This window comes from Arthrobacter sp. CJL-S3, from assembly GCF_056711635.1.
In genome coordinates this window covers 2,976,918-3,003,006 of record NZ_CM160046.1, presented here as the reverse complement: position 1 = coordinate 3,003,006, position 26,089 = coordinate 2,976,918, and the positions used below count along the sequence as shown (strand labels likewise).

24 protein-coding genes are annotated in these 26,089 nt (G+C 68.8%); 16 read left to right on the top strand and 8 right to left on the bottom strand.

Going from position 1 to position 26,089, the window contains the following annotated elements; all coding sequences use genetic code 11:
- Positions 1-3 precede the first annotated feature (3 nt).
- Together AC06G6_RS13650 and AC06G6_RS13645 are read left to right on the top strand one after the other, a co-directional pair.
- The gene (locus AC06G6_RS13650; protein ID WP_479822869.1) at positions 4-783 is read left to right on the top strand and encodes a PIG-L deacetylase family protein; all 780 of its coding nucleotides are present in this window, start codon (positions 4-6) and stop codon (positions 781-783) included.
- A gap of 72 nt (positions 784-855) precedes the next feature.
- Positions 856-1,416: a gluconokinase gene (locus AC06G6_RS13645; protein ID WP_479822867.1), complete on the top strand. Its 561-nt coding sequence runs from the start codon at positions 856-858 to the stop codon at positions 1,414-1,416.
- Positions 1,417-1,530: 114 nt separating this feature from the next.
- Here AC06G6_RS13645 and AC06G6_RS13640 read toward each other — a convergent pair whose 3' ends face one another.
- The 4 genes from AC06G6_RS13640 to AC06G6_RS13625 form a co-directional block, all read right to left on the bottom strand.
- The gene (locus AC06G6_RS13640) at positions 1,531-2,421 is read right to left on the bottom strand and encodes an anti-sigma factor (RefSeq protein WP_479822865.1); all 891 of its coding nucleotides are present in this window, start codon (positions 2,419-2,421) and stop codon (positions 1,531-1,533) included.
- 1 nt (position 2,422) lies between these two features.
- On the bottom strand, positions 2,423-3,028 hold the full coding sequence (gene sigK / locus AC06G6_RS13635; RefSeq protein ID WP_307460007.1) for an ECF RNA polymerase sigma factor SigK: 606 nt from the start codon (positions 3,026-3,028) through the stop codon (positions 2,423-2,425).
- 230 nt (positions 3,029-3,258) lie between these two features.
- On the bottom strand, positions 3,259-3,726 hold the full coding sequence (locus tag AC06G6_RS13630; protein ID WP_307460005.1) for a tRNA (cytidine(34)-2'-O)-methyltransferase: 468 nt from the start codon (positions 3,724-3,726) through the stop codon (positions 3,259-3,261).
- 21 nt (positions 3,727-3,747) lie between these two features.
- Positions 3,748-4,704: a J domain-containing protein gene (locus AC06G6_RS13625; RefSeq protein ID WP_479822862.1), complete on the bottom strand. Its 957-nt coding sequence runs from the start codon at positions 4,702-4,704 to the stop codon at positions 3,748-3,750.
- Positions 4,705-4,829: 125 nt separating this feature from the next.
- Between AC06G6_RS13625 and AC06G6_RS13620 the strand changes: the two genes are divergently transcribed.
- Complete coding sequence (locus AC06G6_RS13620; RefSeq protein ID WP_479822860.1) at positions 4,830-5,732, top strand: diacylglycerol/lipid kinase family protein; 903 nt, start codon at positions 4,830-4,832, stop codon at positions 5,730-5,732.
- Between the two features lie 165 nt (positions 5,733-5,897).
- On the top strand, positions 5,898-6,632 hold the full coding sequence (locus AC06G6_RS13615) for a hypothetical protein (RefSeq protein WP_479822858.1): 735 nt from the start codon (positions 5,898-5,900) through the stop codon (positions 6,630-6,632).
- Between the two features lie 11 nt (positions 6,633-6,643).
- On the opposite strand, the gene AC06G6_RS13610 is transcribed toward AC06G6_RS13615, so the two are convergent.
- Entirely contained in the window at positions 6,644-7,057 is a 414-nt protein-coding gene (locus AC06G6_RS13610; protein WP_479822856.1) for a hypothetical protein, read from the bottom strand.
- Between the two features lie 90 nt (positions 7,058-7,147).
- Between AC06G6_RS13610 and AC06G6_RS13605 the strand changes: the two genes are divergently transcribed.
- Positions 7,148-7,897, top strand: a complete 750-nt coding sequence (locus AC06G6_RS13605) for a helix-turn-helix domain-containing protein (protein WP_479822854.1) — start codon at positions 7,148-7,150, stop codon at positions 7,895-7,897.
- Here the strand turns inward: AC06G6_RS13605 and AC06G6_RS13600 are convergent.
- Positions 7,894-8,790, bottom strand: coding sequence for a DMT family transporter (locus AC06G6_RS13600; protein WP_479822852.1), 897 nt, complete (start codon positions 8,788-8,790; stop codon positions 7,894-7,896). The two genes, AC06G6_RS13605 and AC06G6_RS13600, sit on opposite strands and share 4 nt — an antisense overlap.
- 50 nt (positions 8,791-8,840) lie before the next feature.
- Between AC06G6_RS13600 and AC06G6_RS13595 the strand changes: the two genes are divergently transcribed.
- Entirely contained in the window at positions 8,841-10,088 is a 1,248-nt protein-coding gene (locus AC06G6_RS13595; RefSeq protein WP_479822850.1) for a cysteine desulfurase family protein, read from the top strand.
- Between the two features lie 29 nt (positions 10,089-10,117).
- Here AC06G6_RS13595 and AC06G6_RS13590 read toward each other — a convergent pair whose 3' ends face one another.
- Positions 10,118-11,362 carry an NAD(P)/FAD-dependent oxidoreductase gene (locus tag AC06G6_RS13590; RefSeq protein WP_479828679.1) on the bottom strand — a complete coding sequence of 415 codons (1,245 nt, stop codon included), beginning with the start codon at positions 11,360-11,362 and terminating at the stop codon, positions 10,118-10,120.
- Positions 11,363-11,640: 278 nt separating this feature from the next.
- Between AC06G6_RS13590 and mnmA the strand changes: the two genes are divergently transcribed.
- The 7 genes from mnmA to AC06G6_RS13555 all read left to right on the top strand — a co-directional run bounded on the left by mnmA (position 11,641) and on the right by AC06G6_RS13555 (position 20,494).
- Positions 11,641-12,822, top strand: a complete 1,182-nt coding sequence (gene mnmA, locus AC06G6_RS13585; protein WP_479828677.1) for a tRNA 2-thiouridine(34) synthase MnmA — start codon at positions 11,641-11,643, stop codon at positions 12,820-12,822.
- Positions 12,823-13,209: 387 nt separating this feature from the next.
- Positions 13,210-14,844 (top strand): ABC transporter substrate-binding protein, encoded by a 1,635-nt coding sequence (locus tag AC06G6_RS13580; RefSeq protein WP_479822848.1) that lies wholly within the window; start codon positions 13,210-13,212, stop codon positions 14,842-14,844.
- Between the two features lie 131 nt (positions 14,845-14,975).
- Positions 14,976-16,067 carry an ABC transporter permease gene (locus AC06G6_RS13575; RefSeq protein WP_479822846.1) on the top strand — a complete coding sequence of 364 codons (1,092 nt, stop codon included), beginning with the start codon at positions 14,976-14,978 and terminating at the stop codon, positions 16,065-16,067.
- Position 16,068: 1 nt separating this feature from the next.
- Positions 16,069-17,094, top strand: a complete 1,026-nt coding sequence (locus AC06G6_RS13570; RefSeq protein ID WP_479822844.1) for an ABC transporter permease — start codon at positions 16,069-16,071, stop codon at positions 17,092-17,094.
- Positions 17,091-18,794, top strand: coding sequence for an ABC transporter ATP-binding protein (locus AC06G6_RS13565; protein WP_479822842.1), 1,704 nt, complete (start codon positions 17,091-17,093; stop codon positions 18,792-18,794). Before AC06G6_RS13570 ends, AC06G6_RS13565 begins: the two co-directional genes overlap by 4 nt.
- A gap of 177 nt (positions 18,795-18,971) precedes the next feature.
- Entirely contained in the window at positions 18,972-19,454 is a 483-nt protein-coding gene (locus AC06G6_RS13560; RefSeq protein ID WP_479822840.1) for a chorismate mutase, read from the top strand.
- 44 nt (positions 19,455-19,498) lie between these two features.
- Positions 19,499-20,494, top strand: a complete 996-nt coding sequence (locus AC06G6_RS13555) for a uroporphyrinogen decarboxylase/cobalamine-independent methonine synthase family protein (protein ID WP_479828675.1) — start codon at positions 19,499-19,501, stop codon at positions 20,492-20,494.
- Between the two features lie 66 nt (positions 20,495-20,560).
- Here AC06G6_RS13555 and AC06G6_RS13550 read toward each other — a convergent pair whose 3' ends face one another.
- Complete coding sequence (locus AC06G6_RS13550; protein WP_479822838.1) at positions 20,561-21,274, bottom strand: DUF4166 domain-containing protein; 714 nt, start codon at positions 21,272-21,274, stop codon at positions 20,561-20,563.
- A gap of 184 nt (positions 21,275-21,458) precedes the next feature.
- Between AC06G6_RS13550 and mtrA the strand changes: the two genes are divergently transcribed.
- From mtrA to AC06G6_RS13535, 3 genes are read left to right on the top strand one after another with little or no spacing between them, the layout of a single operon-like run.
- Positions 21,459-22,133 carry an MtrAB system response regulator MtrA gene (gene mtrA / locus AC06G6_RS13545; RefSeq protein ID WP_024365603.1) on the top strand — a complete coding sequence of 225 codons (675 nt, stop codon included), beginning with the start codon at positions 21,459-21,461 and terminating at the stop codon, positions 22,131-22,133.
- A 31-nt stretch (positions 22,134-22,164) separates the two neighbouring features.
- Positions 22,165-24,288: an MtrAB system histidine kinase MtrB gene (gene mtrB / locus AC06G6_RS13540; protein ID WP_479822835.1), complete on the top strand. Its 2,124-nt coding sequence runs from the start codon at positions 22,165-22,167 to the stop codon at positions 24,286-24,288.
- A complete protein-coding gene (locus AC06G6_RS13535) occupies positions 24,285-26,006 on the top strand; it encodes an LpqB family beta-propeller domain-containing protein (RefSeq protein ID WP_479822833.1) in 1,722 nt (573 codons plus the stop codon). Before mtrB ends, AC06G6_RS13535 begins: the two co-directional genes overlap by 4 nt.
- The last annotated feature ends 83 nt before the right edge of the window (positions 26,007-26,089 follow it).

The window sequence follows — 26,089 nt, the reverse complement described above, 5'->3', positions numbered from 1 at the left end:
TCCTTGAACACCTTCGCCGCACAGGCGCGCAGCCCGTTCGATCCGGACCACCACCGGATCGAGCGGGTGCTTTGTTTCGCCGCGCACCCGGACGACATCGACTTCGGCGCCGCGGGCACAATCGCGGCCTGGACCGCCGCGGGGGTGCAGGTCAGCTACTGCATCATGACCGACGGGGATGCCGGCGGTTTTGATCCGGCGCAACGGGACGAGATTGTCAGGCTGCGGAACGAGGAACAGCAACGTGCCGCCGCGCTCGTCGGAGTGACCGACATCCACTACCTGCACGAGCGCGACGGCTACCTTGAGCCCTCGCACGCCGTGATCCGGGAGGTGGTGCGGCTGATCCGCCGGCTGCGCCCCGACGTCGTGCTCTCGATGCACCCGGAACGGAACTGGAACCGGATCCAGAAGAGCCACCCCGACCATCTGGCGGTGGGGGAGGCGGTGACCCGGGCGGTGTATCCGGCGCTGGAGAACCCGTTCGCGTATCCCGAGCTGGCCGAGGCGGGGCTGGAGGCATACAAACTGCCGTGGCTGTGGCTCTACGCCGGGCCGGAGGAACGCGAAAACCACGTCGTCGACGTCACCGAACACGTCGCAGCCAAGCTCGCCGCGATCCATATCCACGTCAGCCAGCACCCGGACATCGAGGCCATGGACCGCACCGTCCGCGGGCTGATGCTCCGGACCGCGGAACGGGGCAGCCTCCCGTCCGGCCGCAGCGCGGAGGCGTTCCACGTCGTCACAGTCAACGGAGCGGGGACCATCGCCGGGTTCTAGCCCTTGCCCCCGGGCTGCCCTCTCCCATAAGCTGGTGTTTAAATCATATTTATTTGAGGAAGACAGGCTTTGATGGCGAAGACTGCGCAGCACCCCGTGCTCGTGATCATGGGCGTTTCCGGATCGGGAAAGTCAACCGTGGCCGGCCTGCTGGCCAGCCGGCTGGGCTGGGATTTTGCGGAAGGCGATGATCTGCACCCCGCGTCGAACGTGGCGAAGATGCAGGCCGGGCAGCCCCTGACCGACGCCGACCGCGGGCCCTGGCTGGAAAGCATCGCCGGCTGGATCCGGCAGCACACAGACTCCGGCATCCCCGGCGTCGTCACCTGTTCGGCACTCAAGAAGCGCTACCGGGATGTCCTGCGCGGCGACGGTGTGGTCTTCGTGTTCCTCGACGGGAGCAGGGACCGGATCTCGGACCGGCTGGCATCCCGGCACGGGCACTTCATGCCCCCGTCCCTGCTGGAGTCCCAGTTCGAGGCGCTTGAGGCCCCCACCGCGGACGAAAACTTCATCACCCTCAGCGTCAGCTCGGCACCTGCGGACGAAGCGCAGGAAATTATCGACCGGCTCGACCTCGACGCCGGATGCCGCGGCGCCCGGGAGCCCTGCGGCGACGTTGGCAGGCCGTAGCCGAACCCGCCATGTAGCTGAGGCAGCATAAAAGCCGGGCAGGCTGTGGACCCTTCAGGAGGTCCACGGCCTGCCCGGCTTCTGTGGTGCGTGGGTTGGGGCGTGGCCCCGGCCCTAGGCTCCCAGCGGGGCCGCGGCCACGGTCGGCGTGGTCGGCGACGCCGATCCGCCGGTCGGTTCCACCGTGATGCCGAGGGCTGACGCCGTGCTGATGCCCTTGACGACGGCCGGCTTGGATAACGCCTCCGCGTCCATCAGGCCCTGGGACACCGGGGCCGAGCCGTCCTTGGGTATCAGCCACATCTGGTAGACCTTGCCGGCGGGCGGCGGCGGGACGTCGTTCATCTTCACGACGATCGCGTCCTTGGACGGCGAGACGGACACGGTCGCCGTGCCGCCGCCGGTGACGTTGACAGTCGCCTGCCGCACATCGCCGGCCTGCAGGACCTGATTCAGCGGATCGTTCTGGTTCGCCACGTAGGCCCCGACGCCGACCCCGCCCAGGGCGATGATGGCTGCGGCCGCCACGCCGACGAGCCAGCCGCGCATACCCTGCGGCCGGCGTCGTTCCTCCCGGCGCTTGCGGGCGTCGCCGAGTTCGTCGGTGACAGCGGGCGCGGAGGGCTCCCGGACGGGACGGGCGACGACCGGCGGGACCGCCGACGGCCCGTGGACCGCGTGGGCGTCCGGCGCTGCCGGGGCGTCCTGGCTGGGCAGGGACGCCATGATCCGGTCCAGCAGGCCGGCCGGCGGCTCTTCCTCGGCGGCGAAGCTGGTCGCGAGGGTCTCCCGGGCCTGACGGACGCGCTCATTGAAGGCGGCCCGTTCGGCCTGCGGAGCCGAGAGGAGGTAACCCTCGATGGCCGCGCGGTCGGCGTCGTCCACGGCGTCCAGGGCGTACACCTCGGCGAGGTCTGCCGCGCGTCCCGAGGCGAGGTCCGTGGCGATATCGGCTGCAAAGCCGCCGGGGACGCGGCCGCTGTTCTGTGCGTTTGTGTCGGTCATCTCAACTCACCCCCAGACAGGTCTTCAGTCGGATCAGTCCGTCGCGGATGCGGGACTTGATGGTGGGGACCGCAGCGTTGAGCTTTTCTGCGACTTCCCGGTAGGTGAGGCCGCCGTAGTAGGCCAGCCGCACGGATTCCTGTTGTGTATCGGTCAGCGTCGCCAGGCACCGGACCACAGCCTCGGCCTCCAGCCGGCTGCCGACCTCGTCGGAGACCGAATCGTGGTCGATGTCCTGGCTGCTGGCGCCGTATTTCGCTTCCCGGTCGGTGGAGGACTGGGAGGAACGGACCTTGTCCACGGCCCTGCGGTGCGAGATGGTCATCAGCCAGGCGAGCGGGCTGCCGGCCTCGGGGTTGAACTTGGAGGCGTTCTGCCAGACCTGGAGGAAGACCTCCTGGGTGGTGTCCTCACTGAGTTCCACGTCGATGAGTACCCGCCGGGCCATGCCGAAGACGCGCCGGGAGGTGAGTTCATAGAACTCGGCGAAGGCTGCCTGGTCGCCGGCGGCAATCTGCTCCAGCAGTGCGCCGAGGCGGCGGTTCACATCGGCCGGCGTGCCAGGGGGAGCGGCGGCCTCGGGAATCGGGGCGTTGGGAGTGTCCATCACCTTCAAGCATAAGGTGCCCGCCGCCGATCGCGGGTCAGGGCGTGATGCTGCGGGGTCGTGGTCGCCCGCAACACGCCGGGATGGACATCTATCCACCTGCATGGTTGTCACCTGCCGCTCCTCGCTCCCTTCCCCGTACGCTGCGCCCGTGGATGGAACTGGGCTTCAGCAGTGATTCGGGACGGCCGGGCACCCGGATGGGGCGGGCGGGGGAAAAGTTGCGGTGCCTAAAGCCTGGCGCCGGCAAATCCGTTCTGGCGCCACGCCTCGTAGACCGCGATCGAGGCCGCGTTCGCAAGGTTCAGCGAGCGCAGCGCGGGCAGCATCGGCAGCCGGACGCGGGACGTGACGTGGGGGTCGTGTTTGAGTTCCTCGGGCAGGCCCACCGATTCCCGGCCGAACAGCAGGACGTCCCCGGGCCGGTAGCTGATGTCGGTGTAGGACGCCTCGCCGTCGGAGGTGAACGCGAACACGCGCTCCGGAGCGAGGGCGGCCCAGGCCGCGCCGATGTCCGGGTGGACGGTCACGACGGCGAGGTCGTGGTAGTCGAGGCCGGCCCGGCGCAGCTTGGCGTCGGAGAAATCGAAGCCCAGGGGCTCGACCAGGTGCAGCTCGGCCCCGGTGATGGCGGCCAGCCGGATCGCGTTGCCGGTATTGCCGGGGATTTCTGGGGCGTGGAAGAGGATGCGGAACACGGTCCCATCCTAGCGAGCCTGCTAGTGCATCCCGCGCAGCAGCCGGGCCAGCACCGGGACGATGACCGTGTTGGGGGCCGGGCCGGAACTAAGGAACTGCTTGAGCCCGCGGGCGAGCCCGGCGGCGTTGACCACCTGCACGGTCTCGTGCGCCCCCGAGCGGCGGTGCCGGTCGATCACCGGCTCGTGCAGGTTGCCGTCCGTGCTGTGGACCACGGTCCAGCCGGTGACGTTCAGTTCCGGGAAGATGTCCTGCATCCGGCGCACCACGTGGGCCAGCTGGGGCGGTGCGATGGACCGTCCGCCGTGGGTCAGGGCGCTGCCGTTCCAGGCATAGGCCCCCGGCGGCAGCAGCATCGAGCCGATGATTGCCATGCGGTAGCCGGCGAGCACGACGTGGTCGATGTGGCTGTTGTCCGCCGGGGACTGCAGCCCGTTGATGAGCCGTGCGGCCGGGATGGCGGGGAGGATCTGCCGGCTGATGAGCTGCACTGTCCGCATCTCCCGCTGGATCCGGGCCTCGGCCCCGAAGATGCCGCGCCTCCGGGGCAGCCCGTGGACCTGCTGGCTGGCGAGGCTCTCCGGGATCAGCGGCACCTCGCCCGTCCCGGCGTACTGCTCGAAGGGCGGGATGTAGACCGCGGCGTCGGAGGCCGTGTTCCGTGGCGTGTTGGGGCGCCGGACATTGGCCGAGGCGCGGCTGCCGGCCGCCGGGGCATCGAAGTGGGCCCCTTCGTCGGGGGCGGGCCCGGCGAAGGTGCCGACGCCGCTGCCGTAGGACCGGTCGTAGTCGGCCCGGCTCTTGGCATCGATCAGGGTCTCGTACGCGAGCGTGACGCGCCGGAAGGCGGCCGGGTCTCCGCCGTGGTCGGGGTGCGCGGTGCGGGCGGCCTTGCGGTAGGCCACTTTGATTTCCTTTTCCGTCGCCGTGACGGGGATCCGGAGGACCTGGTAATGCGAGCTGTTGCCCTGCGTCAAGCAAGAATCCTTTGCCTCGGTGGTGCCAGCCCATCCTGGACGTCCGGCGTGGCCAGTTTAACCGGCATGGGGAAGAACGAGCGTACCGGCACGGAAGGTTCCCGGCCACTGGCATAATTCAGCGCATGATGATCGCCCTCGCCGTCAACCCGCGGGCCTCCTTTGGCCGCGGGCGGCACGCCGGCAACGAAGCCGCCGCGTACTTCCGGGCCGCCGGGGCGGAGGTACTGGTCCTGTGCGAGGACTCCTATGACGCGCTGGCACGGGCCGTGGACAAGGCCCTGGCCGCGGGAGTCGACGCGCTGGTGGTGGTGGGCGGCGACGGAATGGTCCATCTCGGAGTCAATGCCCTCGCCGGATCGGGCCTGCCCTTTGGCACGGTCCCGCTCGGGATTGTCCCGACCGGCACCGGAAACGACCTGGCACGGGCGCTCGGCGTGCCGGCGCACAAGGTTCACAGCGCCTGCGCGGCGGTGCTCGCTGCCCTGGCCTCCGGCGGGCGGCTGATCGACGCCGGACGGGCCTCGTCGTCCGGGACGTCCCGCTGGTTTGCCGGTGTGGTGTCCGCGGGGTTCGACGCAGCCGTCAACGAACGGGCCAACGCCTGGCGGTGGCCCCGCGGCCGGGCCCGCTACCTCCTTGCCATGCTCCGCGAACTCGCCTCGTTCCGGGCGATCACTTACACCGTGACGGCCGACGGCGAGCGCTGGCAGCAGGACGCGATGCTGATTGCGGTCGCCAACGGCCAATCGATCGGCGGCGGCATGAAGATCACGCCTGACGCCGTGCTCGACGACGGCCACCTGGACCTCTTTATTGTCGGCCCGCTGTCCCGGCTGGGCCTGCTGACGGTTTTTCCGAAGGTCTTTTCCGGCGGCCACCTCGGGCATCCGGCCGTGCACATCCGGCGGGTCCGCACGGTGGAGCTGTCCGCGGACTCGGTGGTGGCCTATGCGGACGGCGAGCGGATCGGGCCGTTGCCTCTCACCGTCGAGGTGGTTCCCGGGGCCGTGCGGGTTCTGGCCTAGCCCCGGGGGCCGGGGGCCGGCTCCTGGGTCATGGGTCCTGGCTTAGCCTGGGATGGGGGCTGGTGGCCGGGTCGCCCGGCGATGCTTTCGCGGCGGGAGTCTAGACTCGTGCGGGGGCCGGGCCGGAATGCGGAGCCGGCAGGGCGGATTGGGGCGGAGCCAGGCATGGGAAGCAAGCGGGAAACCGGCGTCACGGCAATGAGTGGCACGCGCCCCGGTCCCCGTTGCGCCCTTCGCGGACAGCGGGGGAAACGCACGTTCCTGGCGCTCGCCGTCGCGGCCGCGCTGGCCGGCTGCAGCGTCGGCGTTCCGGACCCGTCCGCACCGAAGGCGGCGCCGGCGACCCCGACCCTGGCCACGCCCACCATCACTCCCGGCCACGACGCCGCCGCAGTCGCGGCGCGGGACATGCCCTTCGCCGCCGGCGGCACGCTGGCGGCCGGCGTGCCTGTCGGGCTGTCCGACGGGCTGCGCGATGTGCCGCGGTGGACGCCGGGCAAGGAGAACGTGGCCGGAGCCAGCGAGTACGTCAAGGAGGACGGCTGTGTGGTCGCGGCCAAGGTCCGGAGCAACCAGGCAGCCCTCGCCGTGTCCGGAGACGACAGGGCGTCCACGGAAGCGCTCTTCCAGTACCTCGACGCCAGCATCCTTCCGGCCTACCTGAAACCGGAGACCCTGCGCTGGGGCGGAGAACCCGGCAAACCGGCTCCGCGCGTCGAGGTGCTTGTGTACACGGGCGGAGAGCGCCCCGGCGCCCGGGCCACGGCGATCTACGCGCGGCTGTTCAGCACTGCGGGCTCGTCCGTGTACGTGTCCGCCTCGTGCCCCGACGCCGCGACCCTGGCCGCGGCGCGGGCCGACGCCGAAGCGTGGATCGCCGTCGTTCCCCCGTCCGGCTGAGTCCAGCGCGTTCACTGCTGCTTTGGCTGGGCGAGCCGATTCAGGGCCAGCGCCCCGACCAGCAGGCCGAAATCTCGCAGTGCCACGTCGTAAAAGCCGCCCAGCACGATGAGGTTGATGATGATTCCGAGGAGCCAGGCCGCGACCAGCAGCGAGCCGAACCGCGGCTTCAGCGCCACTGCCAGGCCGGCGACGATCTCCACCACGCCGACCACGTACATGATGGTCTGCGCCGGGAGCGGCACAACATCCGTGACGACGGGCGCCAGGTACATGGTCCAGTCGGTGAGCAGGTTGGTGAACTTGTCCAGGCCGAAGATCACGGGGGCGACGGTGAAGACCGTCCGCAGCAGCAGGAATGCCTGCCGCTCGGGAGCCGATGTCAGGGGGCCGGCCGAGGTGTTCAGGGCTGCAGAGGATTTCATGGGAAACTCCTTCTAAAAGTAGATAGCTTGATTTTAGAAGTGCCGGGATGATTAAGCAATGAATCTTGTTTTTAGAGTTAGGCTGAATCCATGATCCGAACCCCCTGGAACCGCAGGATCGCGGCCGTCGCATCCCTGGGCGACGAGAGCCGCCGGAAGCTGTTCGACTTCGTCGCCTCGGCGGGGTGCGCGGTCAGCCGCGACGATGCCGCCGGTGCGCTCGGGCTACCCAGGAGCACGGCGTCCTTCCAGCTGGACCGGCTGGTGCACGACGGGCTCCTGGCCGTGGAGTTCCGGAAACTGGGCGGCAGGGGAGGGCCCGGTTCGGGCCGCCCGGCCAAGCTGTATCTGGCAGCTGTCCGGGAGGTCGCGGCCTCAGTGCCGGACCGGAACTACGATCTCGCCGCCGAGCTGCTCGTCTCGGCCATTGAGGAGTCAACGGCCGGCGGCGGTAACGCGCGCGACGCGCTGCTGCGCACCGCCTACACGCGGGGGGAGGCCGCCGCCCGGACCGCGGGCGGGGCGGCGGGGCCGGCGGATCCCGGCGCACCAGCCGGGGGAGCCGCGTTCGCCGGGTTCCTCGCCGCTGAGGGTTACCGTCCCGAGGACGACGGCGCGGGAGGCCTGGTGCTGCTCAACTGTCCCTTCCACCGCATCGCCGAAGGCCATACCGAGGTGGTCTGCGCCATGAACGGTGCCTTCCTGGCCGGGGCCGCGGCAGGCTGCGGCATCGACCCGGACAGGGTCCAAGCGCTTGACATCAAAGACCTCCGCGCGCAGGGAACCGCGCGGCCGGCGCAGTGCTGCGCCCGGATCGGGCCCCAGGAACCCGGAGCCTAGGCGGCAAGGCGCGGCGGGGCGGCCAAAACGGGTTTCGGCTGCCCGTTCCGACCGGTCAGCAACACGCCCGCAATCACCAGGATGCCGCCGGCGATCTGGACCAGCGTGAGCGGCGTCCCCAGGGTCACGGTGATGACCGCCGTGAACACAACGATCAGGTTGAGGTAGTTCCCGGCGGTCCCGGGCGGGGTGGTCTTGAGCGCGATATTCCAGAACAGGTAGGCGCCGAGCGACGGGAAAACGACGATATATGCCAGCGACCAGGCTTCGGACGGCGTCTCCGGAAGCCGCACATTCAGGGCGAGAGCAAAGGGCGCCAGCGTGATTGTCGCCATCGCCACCTGCACGGCGGTGGCCGTGATGGCGGGGATGCCCAGCCTGCGGGCGATGATCGTGTAGAGGCCCCAGACGATGATCGCGCCGATCATCATGAGCTCACCCAGATTCAGGGAAAAACTCAGGGCACGCTGCAGCTCGCCGCGGGTCAGTACCAGCAGCACGCCAAGCAGGCCAAGACAGATGCCGAGCCAGCCCAGCCGTGTCGTCCTCTCGCCGAGCAGCACGATGGCCAGCACAACGATCAGGGCAGGGTTGGCCGCCGTGATCAGGGCGGCGTTCACGGCGGAGGTGTGGCCGAGCGCCCCGTACAGCAGGAGCGTATAACCGCTCATGCCGAGCACGCTCAGCAGCAGCAGCACCGGCCAGCGGCGCAGGACCGCGCTCCAGTCGGGTTTCTCCACGAAGTGGGCCAGGAGCAGCAGCGGCACGGCCGCCAGGGTCCAGCGCCAGAACGTGAGGTCAAGGGCGGTCATCGAGGCGACGGCGGCCTGGCCGACAATGAAGTTCCCGGACCAGAACAGCGTGGCCAGGACCAGGTACAGGGACGCTTTCACCGCTCGAATCTACACCAGTGACGTGAGGTGCCCGCAGGTAGAATTGCCCTGTGCCCGTCTACCTTGATCATGCTGCCACCACCACGCTCGCCCCGGAGGCCCTGGCTGCGCTGACCCGCGAACTGGCCCGGACCGGCAACCCGTCCTCACTGCACGGATCCGGCCGCCGCGCCCGGCGCGCCGTCGAGGATGCCCGCGAGGTGCTGGCGGCCGCGGCCGGGGCGCATCCCTCCGAAGTCATTTTCACCTCGGGCGGGACCGAAGCCGACAACCTTGCCGTCAAGGGCCTGTACTGGGCCCGGCGCGCCGCGGACCCGGCCCGCACCCGCATCCTGTGCTCCGCCATCGAGCACCACGCCGTGCTGGACACTGTCGAATGGCTTGAGCGGCACGAGGGGGCCGAGGTTTGCTGGCTGCCCGTGGATGCCGATGGCGTCGTCGACCTGGCCGTGCTGGCCGCAGAGCTCTCCCGGGACCCGGCGTCGGTCGCCCTGGTCACGGTGATGTGGGCCAACAACGAAGTCGGCACGCTCCAGCCCATCGCGGAGATTGTCGAACTGGCACACCGGGCCGGCGTCCCCGTCCACTCGGACGCGGTCCAGGCGTTCGGCTCTGTGCCCGTGGATTTCCGTGCCAGCGGACTCGACGCCATGTCCATCTCCGGGCACAAGATCGGCGGCCCGGTCGGCGTGGGGGCCCTCCTGCTGGGCCGCGCCGTGAAACTGACCCCGGTCCAGCACGGCGGGGGACAGGAACGCGACGTCCGCTCCGGAACCCTCGACACCGCCTCGATCGCAGCGTTTGCCGCGGCCGCCGAAGCCGTCACGGCCAGACTTCCGGAGGAAGCGGCGCGCATCGCCGCGCTCCGGGACCGGCTGATCGACGGCGTCCGGGCAGCCGTGCCCGACGCCGTGCTGCGCGGGGCTCCCGGCGCGGGACGGCTCCCGGGTAACGCCCACTTCACCTTTCCCGGCTGCGAAGGCGACTCGCTGCTGTTCCTGCTGGACCTGGCCGGGGTGGAATCCTCCACGGGATCGGCCTGCACGGCGGGGGTTCCGCGGCCGTCCCATGTGTTGCTGGCGATGGGACTGGACGAGGACACCGCCCGGGGAGCCCAGCGCTTCAGCCTGGGGCATTCCTCCACCGGGGCCGACGTCGATGCGCTGCTGGCAGCGCTGGCCGGCGCCTTCGCCCGCGCGCGCCAGGCCGGCATGGCCGGGCATGAGTCCAGCATCCAGACCGCCGGAACCGTCGCCCGCCACGCCGCCGGCGGCACAAACGCCGGCGGCACAAACTAGGCGGGCCAAACTAGGCGGGCCGATCGCCGTCAGGCCTCCGGCAGGAGCCGGTCCAGCGGGACGCCGGGGTCAGAGAGGACCTCAGGGCGCACGGGGATTTTTGCTGAAATGAGCTGCTTGATGGTCTTTTGGGGTTTGGCGGACCGGGGCCAGTTCACGCTCATGCCCGCGACCACCCTGCCCTCGCGCTGCCAGAAGGCGATGAACTCCTTCTCCTCGAGCGAACCGCGGATCGTGGGCGGGCCGGCGGTGAGTGCCGGGAACCCGGAATACTCCATGCTGACGTCGAACTGGTCGGTGTAGAAATAGGGGACCGCGTCCAGCGCGGCGTCCAGGCCGAGCATTGCCCTGCCCGCCACCTTGCCGCCGTTGAGGGCATTGGACCAGTGCTCGCTGCGGTGATGCTCGCCGGTAAAAGGGTGCAGGGCGTTGGCGACGTCGCCGGCCGCAAAAATTCCGGGCGCGGAGGTCCGCAGCGCCGCGTCCGTGAGGATGCCGTTCCGCACCGCGATGCCCGCCGCCTCGGCCAGCGACACCTCGGGGACGACGCCCACGGCGATGATCACCAGATCCGCGGGCAGGACCTCCCCGGCATCCGTGAGCACCCCGGTGACCCGCCCCGACTCACCCGTGATCCCCGCGGCCGAGGCGGGGAGCCGGAACCGGACGCCGTGCGTCTCATGCAGCGACCGGAAGAAGCCGCCCAGCTCGGGCCCGATCGCCGTGCCCAGCGGCACGTCCTCCAGCCCCAGCAGGGTGACGGAGTTTCCGTAGGCGCTCGCCGCCGCGGCCAGTTCCATACCGATCCAGCCCGAGCCGATCATCACCACGTTCCGGCCGCCGCCAGCCAGGCCGGAGCGCAGTTGAAGGCTGTCATCCACGGTCCGGAACGTCCCGACCCCCGCCAGGCCGCTGCCGGACAGCGGAAGGCTCCGCGGACGTGCCCCAGTGGCCAGCAGCAGCGAGGCGTAGCCCAGCGTCCCGCCGTCCCCGAACGCCACGGTGCGGGCGGCCGGATCGATCCCGGTGACGGGGACGCCCAGCCGCAGTTCGACCCCGTTCTCCGCGTACCAGCCGTCCGGAACCACCGGCAGGGCGTCGTCGCCGGCCTTGCCCAGCAGGTATTCCTTGGACAGCGGCGGGCGCAGGTACGGCTCGTGCCGCTCCTCGGCCAGCAGGATCACCGGCCCGCCATGCCCTTCGGCGCGGAGGGTCTTGGCCGCGGTGGCGCCGGCGAGTCCGCCGCCCACGATCACGATGTTCTCAGTGGCCATCATGCGCTCGGTTCCTGGGGCCGCCGGCACAACCGGGGCCACGCGTTCCTGGTAGGGAGACTAAAACCGCAGTGAATCTACAACCGTGGTAAGTCTAAAACGACTATCATTGACTTTAGAAGCGGCGCACCCGCGCCGTCAAGGTCTTTTGGGTGAGAATTCGGCGTGGCGATAGACTGGTGTGGCGGGCATTGTGTTATTCCCTGCGTCCAGCAGCGGCCGGTGCCGGCACTTACCCCCGACCCCCAAAGAAAGTCAGTATGCGAGTTCTTGCAGCCATGAGCGGCGGCGTCGATTCCGCCGTTGCCGCAGCCCGCGCCGTCGAGGCGGGACACGACGTCGTCGGCGTCCACCTCGCGCTGTCCCGGATGCCGGGTACCCTGCGCACCGGCAGCCGCGGCTGCTGCACCATCGAGGACTCCCGCGACGCCTGGCGGGCGTGCGACGTGCTCGGGATTCCCTACTACGTCTGGGATTTCTCGGAGCGCTTCAAGGAGGATGTGGTTCAGGACTTCATCGACGAATACGCCGCGGGACGCACCCCCAACCCCTGCATGCGCTGCAACGAACGGATCAAGTTCGCCGCGCTGCTGGAAAAGGCGATCGCCCTGGGGTTCGATGCCGTCTGCACCGGCCACTACGCCAAGGTGATCAACGACGCCGAGGGCAATCCCGAACTGCACCGGGCCGCGGACTGGGCCAAGGACCAGAGCTACGTCCTCGGCGTGCTTACGCACGAGCAGCTCAAGCACTCCATGTTCCCGCTCGCGGACACGCCGTCCAAGGCCGAGGTCCGCGCCGAAGCGGAACGCCGCGGCCTGTCGGTGGCGAACAAGCCGGACAGCCATGACATCTGCTTCATCCCGGACGGCGACACCGCCGGCTGGCTGGCCGAGAAGATCGAGATGACCACCGGCGACATCGTGGACGAGTCCGGCGCGAAGGTCGGCGAGCACCCCGGCGCCAACGCGTTCACGGTCGGCCAGCGCCGCGGGCTGAAGCTGGGCACCCCGGCCGCCGACGGCAAACCCCGCTTCGTGCTGGAAATCCGGCCGAAGGAGAACAAGGTTGTCGTGGGTCCGGAGGCACTCCTGGCCATCGACGAGATCCGCGGCATCAAGGTCTCCTGGGCCGGGCTGCCGATCGCCGAAGTGGCCACCGGCGAGGAATTTGACTGCTACGCCCAGGTCCGCGCCCACGGCGACCCCGTGCCGGCCACGGCGCGGATGGAACGCCTGCCTGCGGAGGGCGGCGTTCCGGCCGGCGAAGGTCCGGACGGCGGCGCCACCGAAGGACGCACCGGCGGCGCCACCGGCGGGCACGGCAGCCTCCTGGTCACCCTGACGGAGCCGTTGCGCGGCGTGGCCCCCGGCCAGACCGTGGTCCTTTACCAGGGCAGCCGTGTGCTCGGCCAGGCCACCATCGACGCCGCACGCTCACTGCAGCGGGCCGCACTCTAGGCAACCAGGGATCGGACGACCCGCCCGGTGTCGGATAACCGACCCGGTATCGGACGACCGCTCGGCCGGCGTCCCCGCCCGTCCCCGCGCCGGAAAGCCGCACACCCCCGGTGTGCGGCTTTTTGCGTCCGTCTTCGGATCCGCGTCGCCGCGCGGGCGGCCTCCGGGGCCAGCTGGGCACCCTGCCGAAAATCAGCCGTGATTCCTGAAGATAATGATGAGTTCTGAGCGATCGTGTAAATTTTGTGTCTCATCTCACAAGATGTAACGATTCACCTGTTGGTCGTCTGGTTGAATCAGACCATCAGGACAGTGTTCTGCCCCCGAGTCGTAACCAACATCCATCCCGGGCGGCGCACTAGTACTCATCGAACAGAAAGTTCACAGATGGCAATGAACAAGAAAGCCCTGCAGAGCGCCATCGCGCTCGCCGGGGTATCCGCCTTCGCACTGACCGCCTGCACCGGCCCCTCCGGCGGCGGAACGGCGACCGGCAGCGCGGCCGGCGGAGGCACCATTACGTACGGCACCACCGACAAGGTCGTTACCCTCGACCCGGCCGGCTCCTACGACGCCGGCTCCTTCATGGTGATGAACCAGATTTACCCGTTCCTGCTCAACTCGAAGCCGGGCACCGCCGACTCCACTCCCGACATTGCCGAGTCTGCCTCTTTCACCAGCCCCACCGAATACACCGTCAAGCTCAAGCCCGGCCTGAAGTTCGCCAACGGCCACGCGCTGACGTCCTCCGACGTGAAGTTCTCGATCGACCGCGTTGTCAGCATCGCCGATGACAACGGCCCCGCGTCCCTCCTGGGCAACCTCGATTCTGTCTCTGTCACGGACGACAGCACCGTGGTCTTCACGCTGAAGGCCGCCAACGACCAGGTCTTCCCGGGCGTCCTCGCCGCCAACTCGGGCCCGATCATCGACGAAGAGGTCTTCCCGGCCGACAAGCTGATGTCCGACGACGAAATCGTCAAGGCCAAGCCGTTCGCCGGCCCCTACACGATCGAAAGCTACAAGAAGAACGAACTTGTCAGCCTCAAGGCCAACCCGGACTACCAGGGCCTGCTCGGCAAGCCGGCCAACGCCGGCGCCACGATCAAGTACTACGCCGACTCGAACAACCTCAAGCTGGATGTCCAGCAGGGCAACATCGACGTCGCCGGCCGCAGCCTGACGGCCACCGACGCCGCCGACCTGGAAAAGGATTCCAAGGTCAAGGTCTACAAGGGCCCGGGCGGCGAGCTGCGCTACATCGTCTTCAACTTCGACACCATGCCGTTCGGCGCCAAGGCTGCCGACGCCGATCCCGCGAAGGCGCTGGCCGTCCGCCAGGCCATGGCCCACGTCGTCGACCGCGAAGCGATCGCCAACCAGGTCTACAAGGGCACCTACCTGCCGGCCTACTCGGTCGTTCCCGACGGCTTCGTCGGCGCCATCCAGCCGCTGAAGGAAATGTACGGCGACGGCAGCGGCAAGCCGAGCCTCGACAAGGCGAAGAAGGCCTTCGAAGACGCAGGCGTCACCGCTCCGGTCACCATTAAGCTCCAGTACAACCCGGACCACTACGGCAAGTCCTCGGGCGACGAATACGCCATGATCAAGGAGCAGCTCGAGAAGTCCGGCCTGTTCACGGTCGAACTGCAGTCCACCGAGTGGGTCACCTACTCCAAGGACCGCACGGCGGATGCCTACCCGGTCTACCAGCTCGGCTGGTTCCCGGACTACTCCGACGCCGACAACTACCTCACGCCGTTCTTCGTCCCCGGCAACTTCCTGGGTAACCACTACGAGAACCCTGCCGTCACGGAGCTGATCAACAAGCAGCTGACTACCGTTGACAAGGCGGAGCGCGAAAAGGTCATCGGCGAGGCCCAGACGGCCGTCTCCGAGGACCTGTCCACGCTGCCGCTGCTGCAGGGCGCCCAGCTGATGGTCGCCGGCAAGGACGTCAAGGGTGTCGACCAGACCCTGGACGCTTCCTTCAAGACCCGTCTTGGTGTTATTTCCAAGTAGGTCACATTTCCCCATCCGGTTCTGACCAGCCAATGAGGCGGGGCGCCCACACGGCGCCCCGCCTTTGGTGCTGATACAGGACAACCGATTCCGCAGCTCACGAGGCTCGCGGAACACACATTTAGGTACCAATGACAACACTTATCGAGGCGCCGCCGACCGACGGCGAAGGCCTTCTGCCGATAAAGAAAAAAACGTCCGGTGGGGGACTGGGCCGCTACATCCTGATCAGGTTCTTCCTGATCTTCCCGACGATCCTCATCCTGGTCACCATGGTCTTTTTCCTGATGCGGACCACCGGTGACCCCATTACCGCCGCCCTGGGAGGCCGGCTTCCGCCGGACCAGCTCCAGGAGCGGATCGCCGCTGCCGGCTACGACCGGCCCATCTTTGTGCAGTACTTCGAATACCTGGCCCAGCTCATCACCGGCAACTTCGGGACCACGCTGTCCGACAACCGCCCGGTCGCGGAGATGCTCGCCACCTACGGCGCAGCCACCCTGGAGCTGACCATTAACGCCCTGCTGGTGGCCCTGGTTGTGGGCATTCCGCTGGGCCTGGTCGCCGCGCACCGGCGCGACAAAGGCCCCGACGCCGGCCTGCGGGTCTTCGCGATCCTCTGCTACGCCACGCCGGTCTTCTTCTCCGGGCTGCTCTTCAAGCTCACGTTCTCCGTCTGGCTGGGCTGGCTCCCGGTCGCCGGCCGGGCCACGCCCGCCAACGAGCTGGCCCTGACCGCGCTCGAATCGCCGACGGGCATCTACTGGCTGGACGCCATCCGCAGCGGCAACATGGCCGCACTGGCTGATGTGATGGCCCACGCCGTCCTGCCCGCCCTGGCCCTGGGCCTGCTGACCGCCGGCATCTTCCTGCGCCTGGTCCGGACCAACGTGATCGGCACCCTCGGCAAGGACTACGTCGAGGCCGGCCGCTCACGCGGTGTCAGCGAATACCGCCTCGTCACCAAGCACGCCTACAAACCGGCCCTCATTCCCATCATCACCGTGATGGGTCTCCAGATCGCCGTCCTGCTGGGCGGCGCGGTCCTGACCGAAACGACCTTCGAATGGAAGGGCCTTGGCTTCCAGCTCGCGACCTACCTGACAGCCCGCGACTTCGTGGCCGTCCAGGGCATCGTGGTCCTCCTCGCAGTGATCGTGGCCGTGACCAACTTCTTCGTGGACATTCTCGCCGCGCTGATCGACCCCCGCGTGAGGTACTGATATGAGCACCACTGCCGTTATTGAACCCATCAAAGACCCGCGGGGACCGTGGTTCCGGCGCCTGCCGGTCATTTCGCACTTCAATAAGAGTGTCGGCCTGCAGCGGGGCATGCTCGTGGCGGGTCTCGTCCTGACCGCGGCCTTCCTGCTGACCGCGGTTTTCGCGCCGCTGATCGCGCCCTTCGGCTTCTCCCAGATTTCCGACGCCGACGGCAGCTTCCCGGCGCAGCAGGCGCCCGGCGGGAAACATCTCTGGGGCACGACGGTCGGTAGCTACGACGTCTTCTCCCGCGTCGTCTGGGGCGCGCAGACCGCCGTTCTGGTCATCATTGTGGCCGTGCTCATGTCGATCTTCATCGGCGTGATCCTGGGCCTGGTCAGTGGCTACATCGGCGGCTGGCTGGACCGGACCCTCGTGGTGATTGCCGACGCGATCTACGCCTTCCCGCCGCTGCTCGTCGCCATCGTCATGGCGATCGCCATCAGCGGCGGCAGGTCCAGCCTCTGGGGCGGCATCCTCGCGGCGGCGATTTCCATCACCGTGGTCTTCATCCCGCAGTACTTCCGCGTCATCCGGGCCGAGACCATCCGGCTCAAGGCGGAACCGTTCGTGGAATCGGCCAAGGTCGTGGGCGCCTCGAACATCCGGATCATGCGCCTCCACGTTTTCAAGAACGCCACGCGCACGCTGCCCCTGATCTTCACGCTCAACGCCTCCGAGGCCATCCTGACCCTCGCCGGCCTTGGCTTCCTGGGCTTCGGCATTGAGCCGACGTCGGCCGCCGAATGGGGCTTCGACCTCAACAAGGCCCTGGCGGACACCACGTCCGGCATCTGGTGGACGGGCGTATTCCCGGGCCTCGCGATCGTGCTCACCGTCCTGGGCCTGACACTGGTCGGCGAGAGCATCAACGACCTCAACGACCCCCGCCTGCGGGGCCGCAAGAAGGCTGCCACCGGCAAGGGCGGTCCGGACTCCACCACCGGCGGCCAGGCTGCACTCGAAGCAGAAGCGAGAATTTCATGACCATCAACATCGACAAGCCCGGCACCGGCGCCGGCCCGGTCCTCGACATCGACCACCTCAAGGTCACCTTCGCCACCGATGCCGGCGACGTGTACGCCGTCAAGGACGTCAGCCTCCAGGTCAACCCCGGCGAGGTCGTGGCGATCGTGGGCGAATCGGGCTCCGGGAAGACCGTCACCGCGAAGACCATCCTTGGCCTGCTGCCGGAGACCGCGATCAGCTCCGGGGCGGTGCTGATCAACGGCAACAACGTCATCAGCGTCAGCCCGGCGCAGCTGCGCCAGATCCGGGGCCGGGACGTGGCCATGGTATTCCAGGAACCGTCCACCGCCCTCAACCCCGTCTTCACGGTCGGCTGGCAGATTGCCGAAGGCATCCGCTCCCACGCCGGCCACGGGGGAGGCGCCCGGGTCAGCGCCAAGGAAGCCAAGACCCGCGCCATTGAGGCGCTCCGCAAGGTGGGCATCCCGGACCCGGAGACACGGGTCAACTACTACCCGCACCAGTTCTCCGGCGGACAGAAACAGCGCGTGGTCATCGCCGCCGCGCTGGCTTTGAACCCGGGGCTCATCGTCGCCGACGAGCCCACCACCGCCCTGGATGTCACCGTGCAGGCGGAAATCCTCGAGCTCCTGCGGGACCTCCGGGACCAGTACGGCACCTCGATCGTGCTCATCACCCACAACATGGGGGTGGTGGCGGACCTCGCCGACCGCGTCGTGGTGATGTACCAGGGAGATGTCGTGGAGGAGGCGCCCGCGCGGGTGCTCTTTGCCGAGCCGAAGCAGGACTACACCAAGAAGCTCCTGGCCGCGGTCCCGCACCTGGGCCGGAATTCCGCCTCCGAAGGCATGACCCAGCGGGCGCACCAGGGCGGCAAGGTGCTCGTCGAGGCCAAGAACCTGACCATCGAGTACCCCGGCCGGCTGGGAACCCCCGCCTTCAAGGCGGTGGACGGGGTCAACTTCACCCTGTCCGAGGGCGAGGTCTTCGGCCTCGTGGGGGAGTCCGGGTCCGGCAAGACAACGATCGGGCGGGCCATCGCGGGCCTGAACCGCACCACCGGCGGCAGCCTGAAGGTGCTGGGCTATGAAATGCTCAACCTCAAGGAGCGCACCTTCAAACCGCTGCGCAAGGAGATCGGGTTCGTGTTCCAGGACCCGGCCGCATCCTTCAATCCGCAGCTGACCATCGGGGACTGCATCGCCGAACCCCTGATCATCCACACCAAACCGACCCCGGCCCAGGCCCGGCAACGGACCCGGGAGCTGCTGGAAGCCGTGCAGCTGCCGGCCGCCTACGCCGACCGGTTCCCGCATGAGCTCTCCGGCGGCCAGCGGCAGCGTGCCTCCCTGGCGCGGGCGCTGATCCTGAACCCGAAGCTGCTGATCGCCGACGAGCCCACGTCGGCCCTGGACGTGTCGGTGCAGGCCGTGGTGCTGGAACTGTTCAAGGACATCCAGGCCGAATTCGGCTTCGCCGCCCTGTTCATCAGCCACGACCTCGCCGTGGTGGACATCCTGTCCCACTGGGTGGGCGTGCTCTACAAGGGCAAAATGGTGGAGCAGGGGCTCGGGAACCAGGTCATGGGCAACCCGCAGCACGCCTACACGAAGAAGCTGATCGCCTCACTGCCGGTTCCGGATCCGGACGAGCAGGCACGGCGCCGGGAGGAATTCCGCGCCGTGCTGCAAGCCTAGGCCGCACCGGCAACAGCACCCGGGGACATGCCCACCGTTCACAGTGAACGGCGGGCATGTCCCTTCGTGCACCCGGGGAAGTGGCACCCGACGGCGCACCCGAAGCCCGTGCAGCAGGCCGTGCAGCAGCGGCTTAACAGCAGAAGTGATTAGCGCCGGTGCCCCTAGACTGGGTCAATGACCGAGCAGAACCAGACTCATCCCGACGCCGACTCCTATGACCCCGGGGCCAGCTCGCTGGCCGGTCAGGTGGATCCTGCGGTGATGGCGGAGCTGTTGTCGATCCGCTCCAGCATCGACAACATCGATGCCACCCTCGTCTACCTTCTCGCCGAGCGTTTCAAGGCCACACAGAAGGTCGGATTCCTCAAGGCAACCCACAAGCTGCCCGCCGGCGACCCCGGCCGGGAAACGGCGCAGATCGCGCGGCTGCGGCGGCTCGCTGCGGAAGCCCACCTGGATCCGGCGTTCGCCGAGAAATTCCTCAACTTCATCATCGGCGAGGTCATCCGGCACCACGAGGCCATTGCCGAGGACCACGAAGCCTCACTGGCCGCCGATAGCCTGGCCGCCGGAAACCTGGCCGCGGATTCAGGGCGCTCCGGTCCCGCCGGCCATGTCCCCGGGGCGGCCGGCCCGGCCGTTTCCGCCACCGCCTAGCCGTGGCCGCACCATTGGAGCCGGAACAGGTCACCGCCACCGCCATGGGCCCCTGGCCCGGCGAAGATCCGGTCGAGGCCGCGCGGATCATCCGCGGCGAGCTCGGCAGCCCGCACCTGCCCTTCCTGGCCGAGCTCCCCGACCGGGGCGTCGGCTCCGACGCGCTCGGCCGGACAGCGTCCCTGCTGGTGGACCTGGCCGTGGACGTCCAGCCCTACGGCTGGCGGATCGTGGACCGGCCCGGGAAGGATTTCAAGCGGGCGCGTTCAGCCCTGTCCACCGACATCAACATCCTTGCCGATGTGATCGGCGCGGAGGACACCCCGGCGCAGGACATCAAGGTCCAGCTCCGCGGTCCGCTGAGCCTCGCTGCGGGCCTGCACCTGCACAACGGGGAACGTGCCCTTATCGACCATGGCGCCCGGCGGGACCTGGCGGCCTCACTGGCGGCCGGTGCCGGCGGCTACCTCAGCCGGATCGCCGCGGCGGCCCCCGGGGCGCGGATCGTCGTCCAGATCGACGAGCCGGAAATCGCGTCGGTGCTGGCCGGCACCATTCCTACCTCCAGCGGATACCGGACCCTGCGCTCGGTGCCGGGCAGGGAAGCCACCGACGCCTGGCAGCTGGTCATCGACGCCCTGCGGGCAGCCGGCGCCGTCGAGGTTGTGGTCTGCGTCCCGGAAGTCGAGGCGCCCTTTGACCGGATCCTGGCCGCCGGGGCCGACGGGATTGCCGTGCCGCTGCGGGCCCTGACGTCCCGCCAGTGGGAACAGCTCGCCGGCGCGGTGGAGTCGGGCAAACGGCTGTGGGCCGGCGCCCTGGACGTCTCCAACCCCGCCGCAGCGCTGCCCCGCGTGGCCGACGTCGTGGAAACCGTCTGGCGGCCGTGGCGCCAGCTGGGACTGCCGGCCTCGACCCTAGGTGCCCTCCGGGTGACGCCCTCGGACGGGCTGGCCCGGTATTCGCCGTCGTCCGCGACAGCGGTATTGACCCGGCTGACCCAGGTGGCCGACGGACTCAACCAGCTCGCGCTCGGCTAGCGCCGGACGCGGTGCCGCGACGGACTCAACCAGCTCGGACTTCGCTGGGGTTCGGACGCGGCGCCGTCACCTGCGGGCTTCCCAGCGGTCCGGCCTCGCGTGCTCCGGAAGGTAGCCCGGGGCGGCCACACCGCCGGGATACGGTTCCAGCCGGTAGTCGAAGTGCCCGGCGTAGACCAGGACCAGCCCGAGTTGCGGCTGGATCACTTTCACCTGGATCCGGTGCTTCCCGGCCTTGCCCTCTTCCGGCGCCCACCACTGTTCGGCGTAGGCCTTTGCATCGAGGACGCCGGGCTGGGGAATCCGCAGCGGCCCGAGAAAGAGCCGTGACGCCTCCGAGACCCCGCGCAGCCGGCCCCCGGCGGTGACGCTCAGGTTAAGGTCCGTGACCAGCCGCCGGTACCGCCCGACGTAATCCACCAGCCCGTGCCGGCTGCCCGATTCATCGAAGCTTGTGGTGTCGTGGAACACGCGGGTGGTGCCCGGGAAGAAGATCTCGCGCCGGGCCGTGAGGCTGGACCGGCCGAAGGGGTCCAGGTGGGCGTGGTTCTCGATCCGGAACCGGATGCCCTCCCCGTACTCCGGGAAAAAGGACTCCTCTCCGCTGGCGAGGCTGAGCAGGGGCCGGAGCCACTTCTGCCGGCAGCCGACCACCTCAAACACACCCTCGCCGACACCGTAGTGGCCGGAGCCGGGTGTGAGCGAGAAGTACTCCTGCAGCTCCGGCTGCAGCCGGGCATAGTCAGTGCCGAGGGCGCGCTGGTAGATCGGGGTGCTCACAGAATCCTCCTGGGGTTCCTGGCTGGTGATGTGTACCTGTCCACAGCATGCGGGACGGAGCGGGGTTTGTCACAGCCGGCTGGACGACGCGCTGCAGCGTGGATCTGCGGCCCGGGTGCCTGCGGCGCCATGCCGGGGCGCCGCCGAATACGACAAAGCCATTTCAATAGGGGAATATATACATATGAAGGCACGCATTCTGGTAGTGGACGATGACGAGGCGCTGGCCGAGATGATCGGTATTGTGCTGCGCAATGACGGATTTGAACCCGTCTTCTGCGCTGACGGCGGGCAGGCGCTGGAAGTTTTCCGCTCCGCCAAACCGGACCTTGTGCTGCTTGACCTCATGCTCCCGGGCATTGACGGCATTGAAGTCTGCCGCCAGATCCGGGCCGAGTCCGACGTGCCGATCGTGATGCTCACCGCGAAGGCGGACACCTCGGACGTGGTCCGCGGACTCGAGTCCGGGGCCGACGACTACGTTCCGAAGCCGTTCAAACCGGCCGAGCTCGTCGCGCGCGTCCGGGCCCGGCTCCGGCCCGGCGACCAGAAGGCGCCGGAGACGCTGCGCATTGCCGACGTGACCATCGACGTGGCGGGACACCTCGTCAGCCGCGGCACCGAACGCATCTCGCTGACGCCCCTGGAATTCGACCTGCTGGTCGCGCTGGCACGCAAGCCCTGGCAGGTCTTCACCCGGGAGCTGCTCCTGGAACAGGTCTGGGGCTACCGGCACGCCGCCGACACCCGGCTGGTCAATGTCCACGTCCAGCGGCTGAGGTCCAAGATCGAACGCGACCCGGAAGCCCCCGAAGTTGTATTGACGGTCCGTGGTGTCGGCTACAAAGCAGGTTCCTGAACCGCGGGACGGCCGCCCCGGAGCCGGTCCGGTGAGCGCCCCGCAGGAGCGGGGCGCTCCGCAGAACGCCGCCCGCACCTCAGTTGACCTCCACGAACCGGGCGTCACGGCGCCCGCTTCCGCCGCCCCGGACGCAAGCCGGGCCCCGGCCGGCGAGTCCGAGCCCGGCACCGCCGGACCCGGCACCGCCGGACCCGGCACCGCCGGACCCGCTGCGCCGCCGCCCGGCAACGCCGGACCCGCTGCGGCACCTCCCGCCCCTCGCCTTGCAGGCCTTGCCGACGGCTGGCAGTCCATGCGCTTCCGCACCCGGCTCTGGGTGAAGCGCGCCCGGATCGTGGGTGTGCGGGTGGCGCGGCTGGTCAGCATCGGCGCGTCGCGCCTGCTTCCGGGCATCCGCTACATGCTGCGCTCCCTGCACCGGAAGTGGCGTCGGTCGCTGCAGTTCCGGACCGTGCTGACGACCCTCATGCTGGCGATCTCGTCCTTCGCCGTCGTCGGCGCGTACCTGTCCAACCAGATCGCTAACAACCTCTTCCAGGAACGGCTCGTCCAGGCCGAATCGGAGACGCGCTACAACGTCAAGCAGATCCAGGACACGTTCGACGGCGCCCAGGTCACCGACCAGTCCAGCGTCATTACGCTCGTCTATGACACCCTGAACGCCGTCGAGGGCCGCGGCTCCGTGATCCAGCGGCGGTACGTCTTTGAGGCGATGCCCGAACAGACCAAACCCCGCAACCGCTGGGTCGAATCGCGGGCGTCGGACCAGCTCACCATCAGCGTCATTCCGCCCGAACTGCGCAAGGCCGTGCAGGACTCCGGCAAGGAGCAGTTCTGGGCCTCAACGGAGTTCCCGGTAGGCACCGAGGACCGGCCCGGAATTGCCGTCGGCAACAAGGTCACGTTCAATGGCACGGTCTACGAGCTCTACCTGATCTATGACCTCAACACGGCCCAAAAGACCCTCGACGAGATCCAGAACGTCCTCCTGGCCGGCGGCGCTGTGCTGGCGCTGCTGATCGGCGCCGTGGCCTGGTATGTGACCCGGAACGTCGTCAGCCCCGTCAGCCATGCCGCGCTGGTCTCCGAGAAGCTCGCCGCCGGGCAGCTGCAGGAACGCATGGTGGTCAAAGGCGAGGACGAGGTGGCCCGGCTCGGAGCTTCCTTCAACCACATGGCCGCCAGCCTCCAGGAGCAGATCACCCAGCTCGCCACGCTGTCCCAGATGCAGCAGCGGTTCGTCTCCGACGTCTCGCACGAACTGCGCACCCCGCTCACCACCGTGCGGATGGCCGCCGAAGTGCTCTACGACGCGCGCGGCGACTTCGACCCCGTCAACAAGCGTTCCGCGGAGCTGCTCTACAACCAGGTGGAGCGTTTCCAGTCCCTGCTGGCGGACCTGCTGGAGATCTCCCGCTTCGACGCCGGGGTGGCCACGCTCGACGCCGAACCGGGAGACATCGTGCAGCTTGTGTCGCATGTGATGGAAGGCGTGGCCCCGGTCGCCGCCGAGTACGGCTCCGAGGTCACCCTCAACGCGCCCGCGGGCAGCATCATTGTGGACATGGACGACCGCCGGATCGACCGGATCCTGCGCAACCTCGTCCTGAACGCCCTGGAACACGGCGAGGGACGCCCGGTGAACATCTCCGTGGCCGCCAACGACAACGCCGTGGCTGTCGCCGTCCGCGACCACGGCATCGGCATGACCCCCGCGGAGGCGGCCCGCGTGTTCGACCGGTTCTGGCGCGCCGACCCGGCCAGGGCGCGTACCACGGGAGGCAGCGGCCTTGGCCTGTCCATCGCCGCCGAGGACACGAAACTCCACAACGGCTGGCTCCAGGCCTGGGGGAGGAAAGGTGGCGGCGCCAACTTCCGTCTCACCCTCGCGCTGCGCCAGGGCGAGACCATCACGAAGTCCCCCCTCCAGCTGGAGCCGGTCGACGTCGGACTTCAGGGTGCAGGCAGCGACCGGACCATGCTGCTGCTGGACCACTCGCCGGCGCCGCGCACCGATAACGACAACGGGAACGACGGCGACGGCGGGTCCGCCGCCGGGACCCGGGATGCCGGGGCGGCCGGTACCGGAGCGGCCCGTACCGGAGCCGCAATCCCCGGAACGGCCGAAACCGGAACGAAGGACGGGTCATGAGCGCTTCCCCCCGGACGGCCACCCGCGCGGCCGCCGCCCTGCTGGCGGTCCTGCTGTTCCTGCTGACCGCGTGCGCCCAGATCCCCCGCTCGGGTCCGGTGGGAAAAAGCACCGACGAGAGCGCCGGGAACCCCAAGAACGCCCCCGTCTTCTTCCCGTCCGCGCCGCGCGAGGGCGCCGCGCCGGAGGCGGTCATCGAGGACTTCTACCTCGCCGGCAGCGGCTACGAGGACGACTACGCGGTCGCACGCCAGTACCTGACCCAGGCAGCGTCGGTCACGTGGAAGCCGGACCAGCGGGCGCTGGTCTTCCGCGCCGCACGCGTCGTGCCGACCGGCGTCGAAAACGTCTTCAACTATGAACTGGATGTGTCCTACTCCGTCGACGCGGACGGGGTGGCGACCCAGCTGCCGGAGGGCACCAAAGAGAACATCCCCGCCACCCTGACCCAGGTGGACGGTGAATGGCGGATTGCGGAACTCCCGGACGGCACGGCGATCCCGGAAGAGACGTTCAAGGTCATCTACGGCGCCTATCCGATCTATTTCTATGACCCGACGTTCACCTACGCGGTGCCCGATGTCCGGTGGTTCATCAAGAAGAAGACCGTCAAGGCCATGACCAGCGCCCTGCTCGGCGGTCCGGCCCCGTACCTCAAGGGAGCCGTCGTCAGCGCCTTCCCCTCCGGCATCAAGCTGGCCCGCGAGTCCGTCCCGGTCGTCTCCGGCGCCGCCCAGGTGGACCTCACGGCCAAGGACCTCGTGGAGGCGTCCAACGAGGACCGGCTGCGGATGCAGACCCAGCTTGCCTTGACTTTCCGCAGCCAGCCCGATGTCATCAACGTTGAGCTCCGCGCCAACCAGGATCTGGTGCGCGTGGAGGACAACGGGTCGGTTTTGCCGCCGATCCGGGACAAGAACGTCCCGGCCCGTCAGATCGCCGTCAGCGACAACGACCTGGTCCGGTATGAGAACAACCGGATCTCGCCGCTTCCGGACATCCAGCCTGTCTCGGCCCTGGGGCCGCGGGCCCCGGCGGAGTCTCCCGTCTCGCAGTCCGCCGCCTTCCTCAACGCCGGACGCGGCACGCTGTACTCCGTGGTGCCCGGGCAGCCCGCCCGGGCGCTGACCACCCGCTCCACGCTGACCCGCCCCTCCTTCGACCGGTACGACTGGGTCTGGACGGCGGGGCCGGGGGCCAACGGCGCCACGGAAATCATCGCGCACCGGCCCGTCGGCGTGCCGGAGGGCTTAAGCGTTCCCGCGGTGACGCTGTCCCCGGCCTGGCTCGCGGGACGGGCCGTCAAGGAGCTCCGGATCTCCCGCGAGGGCACCCGAGCCCTTGTCCTCACGGAGCAGAACGGCAAGACCAAGGTCCAGGTCGCGGGCATTGTCCGTGCCGCGGACGGCACGCCCAAAGACCTCACTGTGCCAATGACCCTGCTGGCGACCAACGATCCGGACCAGGGCGTATGGGTGGATGACACCACAGTGGCCGTGATGAAGGGCTCCCCGAGCGAATCCGTCACCCCTGAACTGCTCTCCCTCACCTCGTCCCAGCCGCTGCAGCTTGCGCCGTGGCCGGGACTCACCGCGCTCAGCGCCGGGAACGGCGCGGAGGAGATCTACGCGCAGTCCGCGGAAGGGATCTTCCAGCGGCTCGGCAACGGCTGGTCGCCGCAGCTCAAGGGGCCGGTCGACCCGTCCTATCCGGGGTAGGGGCCACGGACGTCCGGGCGCGGGGGCCCAACAGATGTCACGGGCGTCTCAATGCACGGGCGACTTTTCCACATGGCGTGCCA

Excerpts from the sequence above, each read along its gene's own strand:
- AC06G6_RS13645 (WP_479822867.1), top strand. The coding sequence starts at position 856 with ATGGCGAAGACTGCGCAGCACCCCGTGCTCGTGATCATGGGCGTTTCC.
- AC06G6_RS13640 (WP_479822865.1), bottom strand. The coding sequence starts at position 2,421 with ATGACCGACACAAACGCACAGAACAGCGGCCGCGTCCCCGGCGGCTTT.
- sigK (WP_307460007.1), bottom strand. The coding sequence starts at position 3,028 with ATGGACACTCCCAACGCCCCGATTCCCGAGGCCGCCGCTCCCCCTGGC.
- AC06G6_RS13620 (WP_479822860.1), top strand. The coding sequence starts at position 4,830 with ATGATGATCGCCCTCGCCGTCAACCCGCGGGCCTCCTTTGGCCGCGGG.
- AC06G6_RS13615 (WP_479822858.1), top strand. The coding sequence starts at position 5,898 with ATGGGAAGCAAGCGGGAAACCGGCGTCACGGCAATGAGTGGCACGCGC.
- AC06G6_RS13610 (WP_479822856.1), bottom strand. The coding sequence starts at position 7,057 with ATGAAATCCTCTGCAGCCCTGAACACCTCGGCCGGCCCCCTGACATCG.
- AC06G6_RS13605 (WP_479822854.1), top strand. The coding sequence starts at position 7,148 with ATGATCCGAACCCCCTGGAACCGCAGGATCGCGGCCGTCGCATCCCTG.
- AC06G6_RS13590 (WP_479828679.1), bottom strand. The coding sequence starts at position 11,362 with ATGGCCACTGAGAACATCGTGATCGTGGGCGGCGGACTCGCCGGCGCC.
- mnmA (WP_479828677.1), top strand. The coding sequence starts at position 11,641 with ATGAGCGGCGGCGTCGATTCCGCCGTTGCCGCAGCCCGCGCCGTCGAG.
- AC06G6_RS13580 (WP_479822848.1), top strand. The coding sequence starts at position 13,210 with ATGGCAATGAACAAGAAAGCCCTGCAGAGCGCCATCGCGCTCGCCGGG.
- AC06G6_RS13575 (WP_479822846.1), top strand. The coding sequence starts at position 14,976 with ATGACAACACTTATCGAGGCGCCGCCGACCGACGGCGAAGGCCTTCTG.
- AC06G6_RS13570 (WP_479822844.1), top strand. The coding sequence starts at position 16,069 with ATGAGCACCACTGCCGTTATTGAACCCATCAAAGACCCGCGGGGACCG.
- AC06G6_RS13565 (WP_479822842.1), top strand. The coding sequence starts at position 17,091 with ATGACCATCAACATCGACAAGCCCGGCACCGGCGCCGGCCCGGTCCTC.
- AC06G6_RS13560 (WP_479822840.1), top strand. The coding sequence starts at position 18,972 with ATGACCGAGCAGAACCAGACTCATCCCGACGCCGACTCCTATGACCCC.
- AC06G6_RS13555 (WP_479828675.1), top strand. The coding sequence starts at position 19,499 with ATGGGCCCCTGGCCCGGCGAAGATCCGGTCGAGGCCGCGCGGATCATC.
- mtrA (WP_024365603.1), top strand. The coding sequence starts at position 21,459 with ATGAAGGCACGCATTCTGGTAGTGGACGATGACGAGGCGCTGGCCGAG.
- AC06G6_RS13535 (WP_479822833.1), top strand. The coding sequence starts at position 24,285 with ATGAGCGCTTCCCCCCGGACGGCCACCCGCGCGGCCGCCGCCCTGCTG.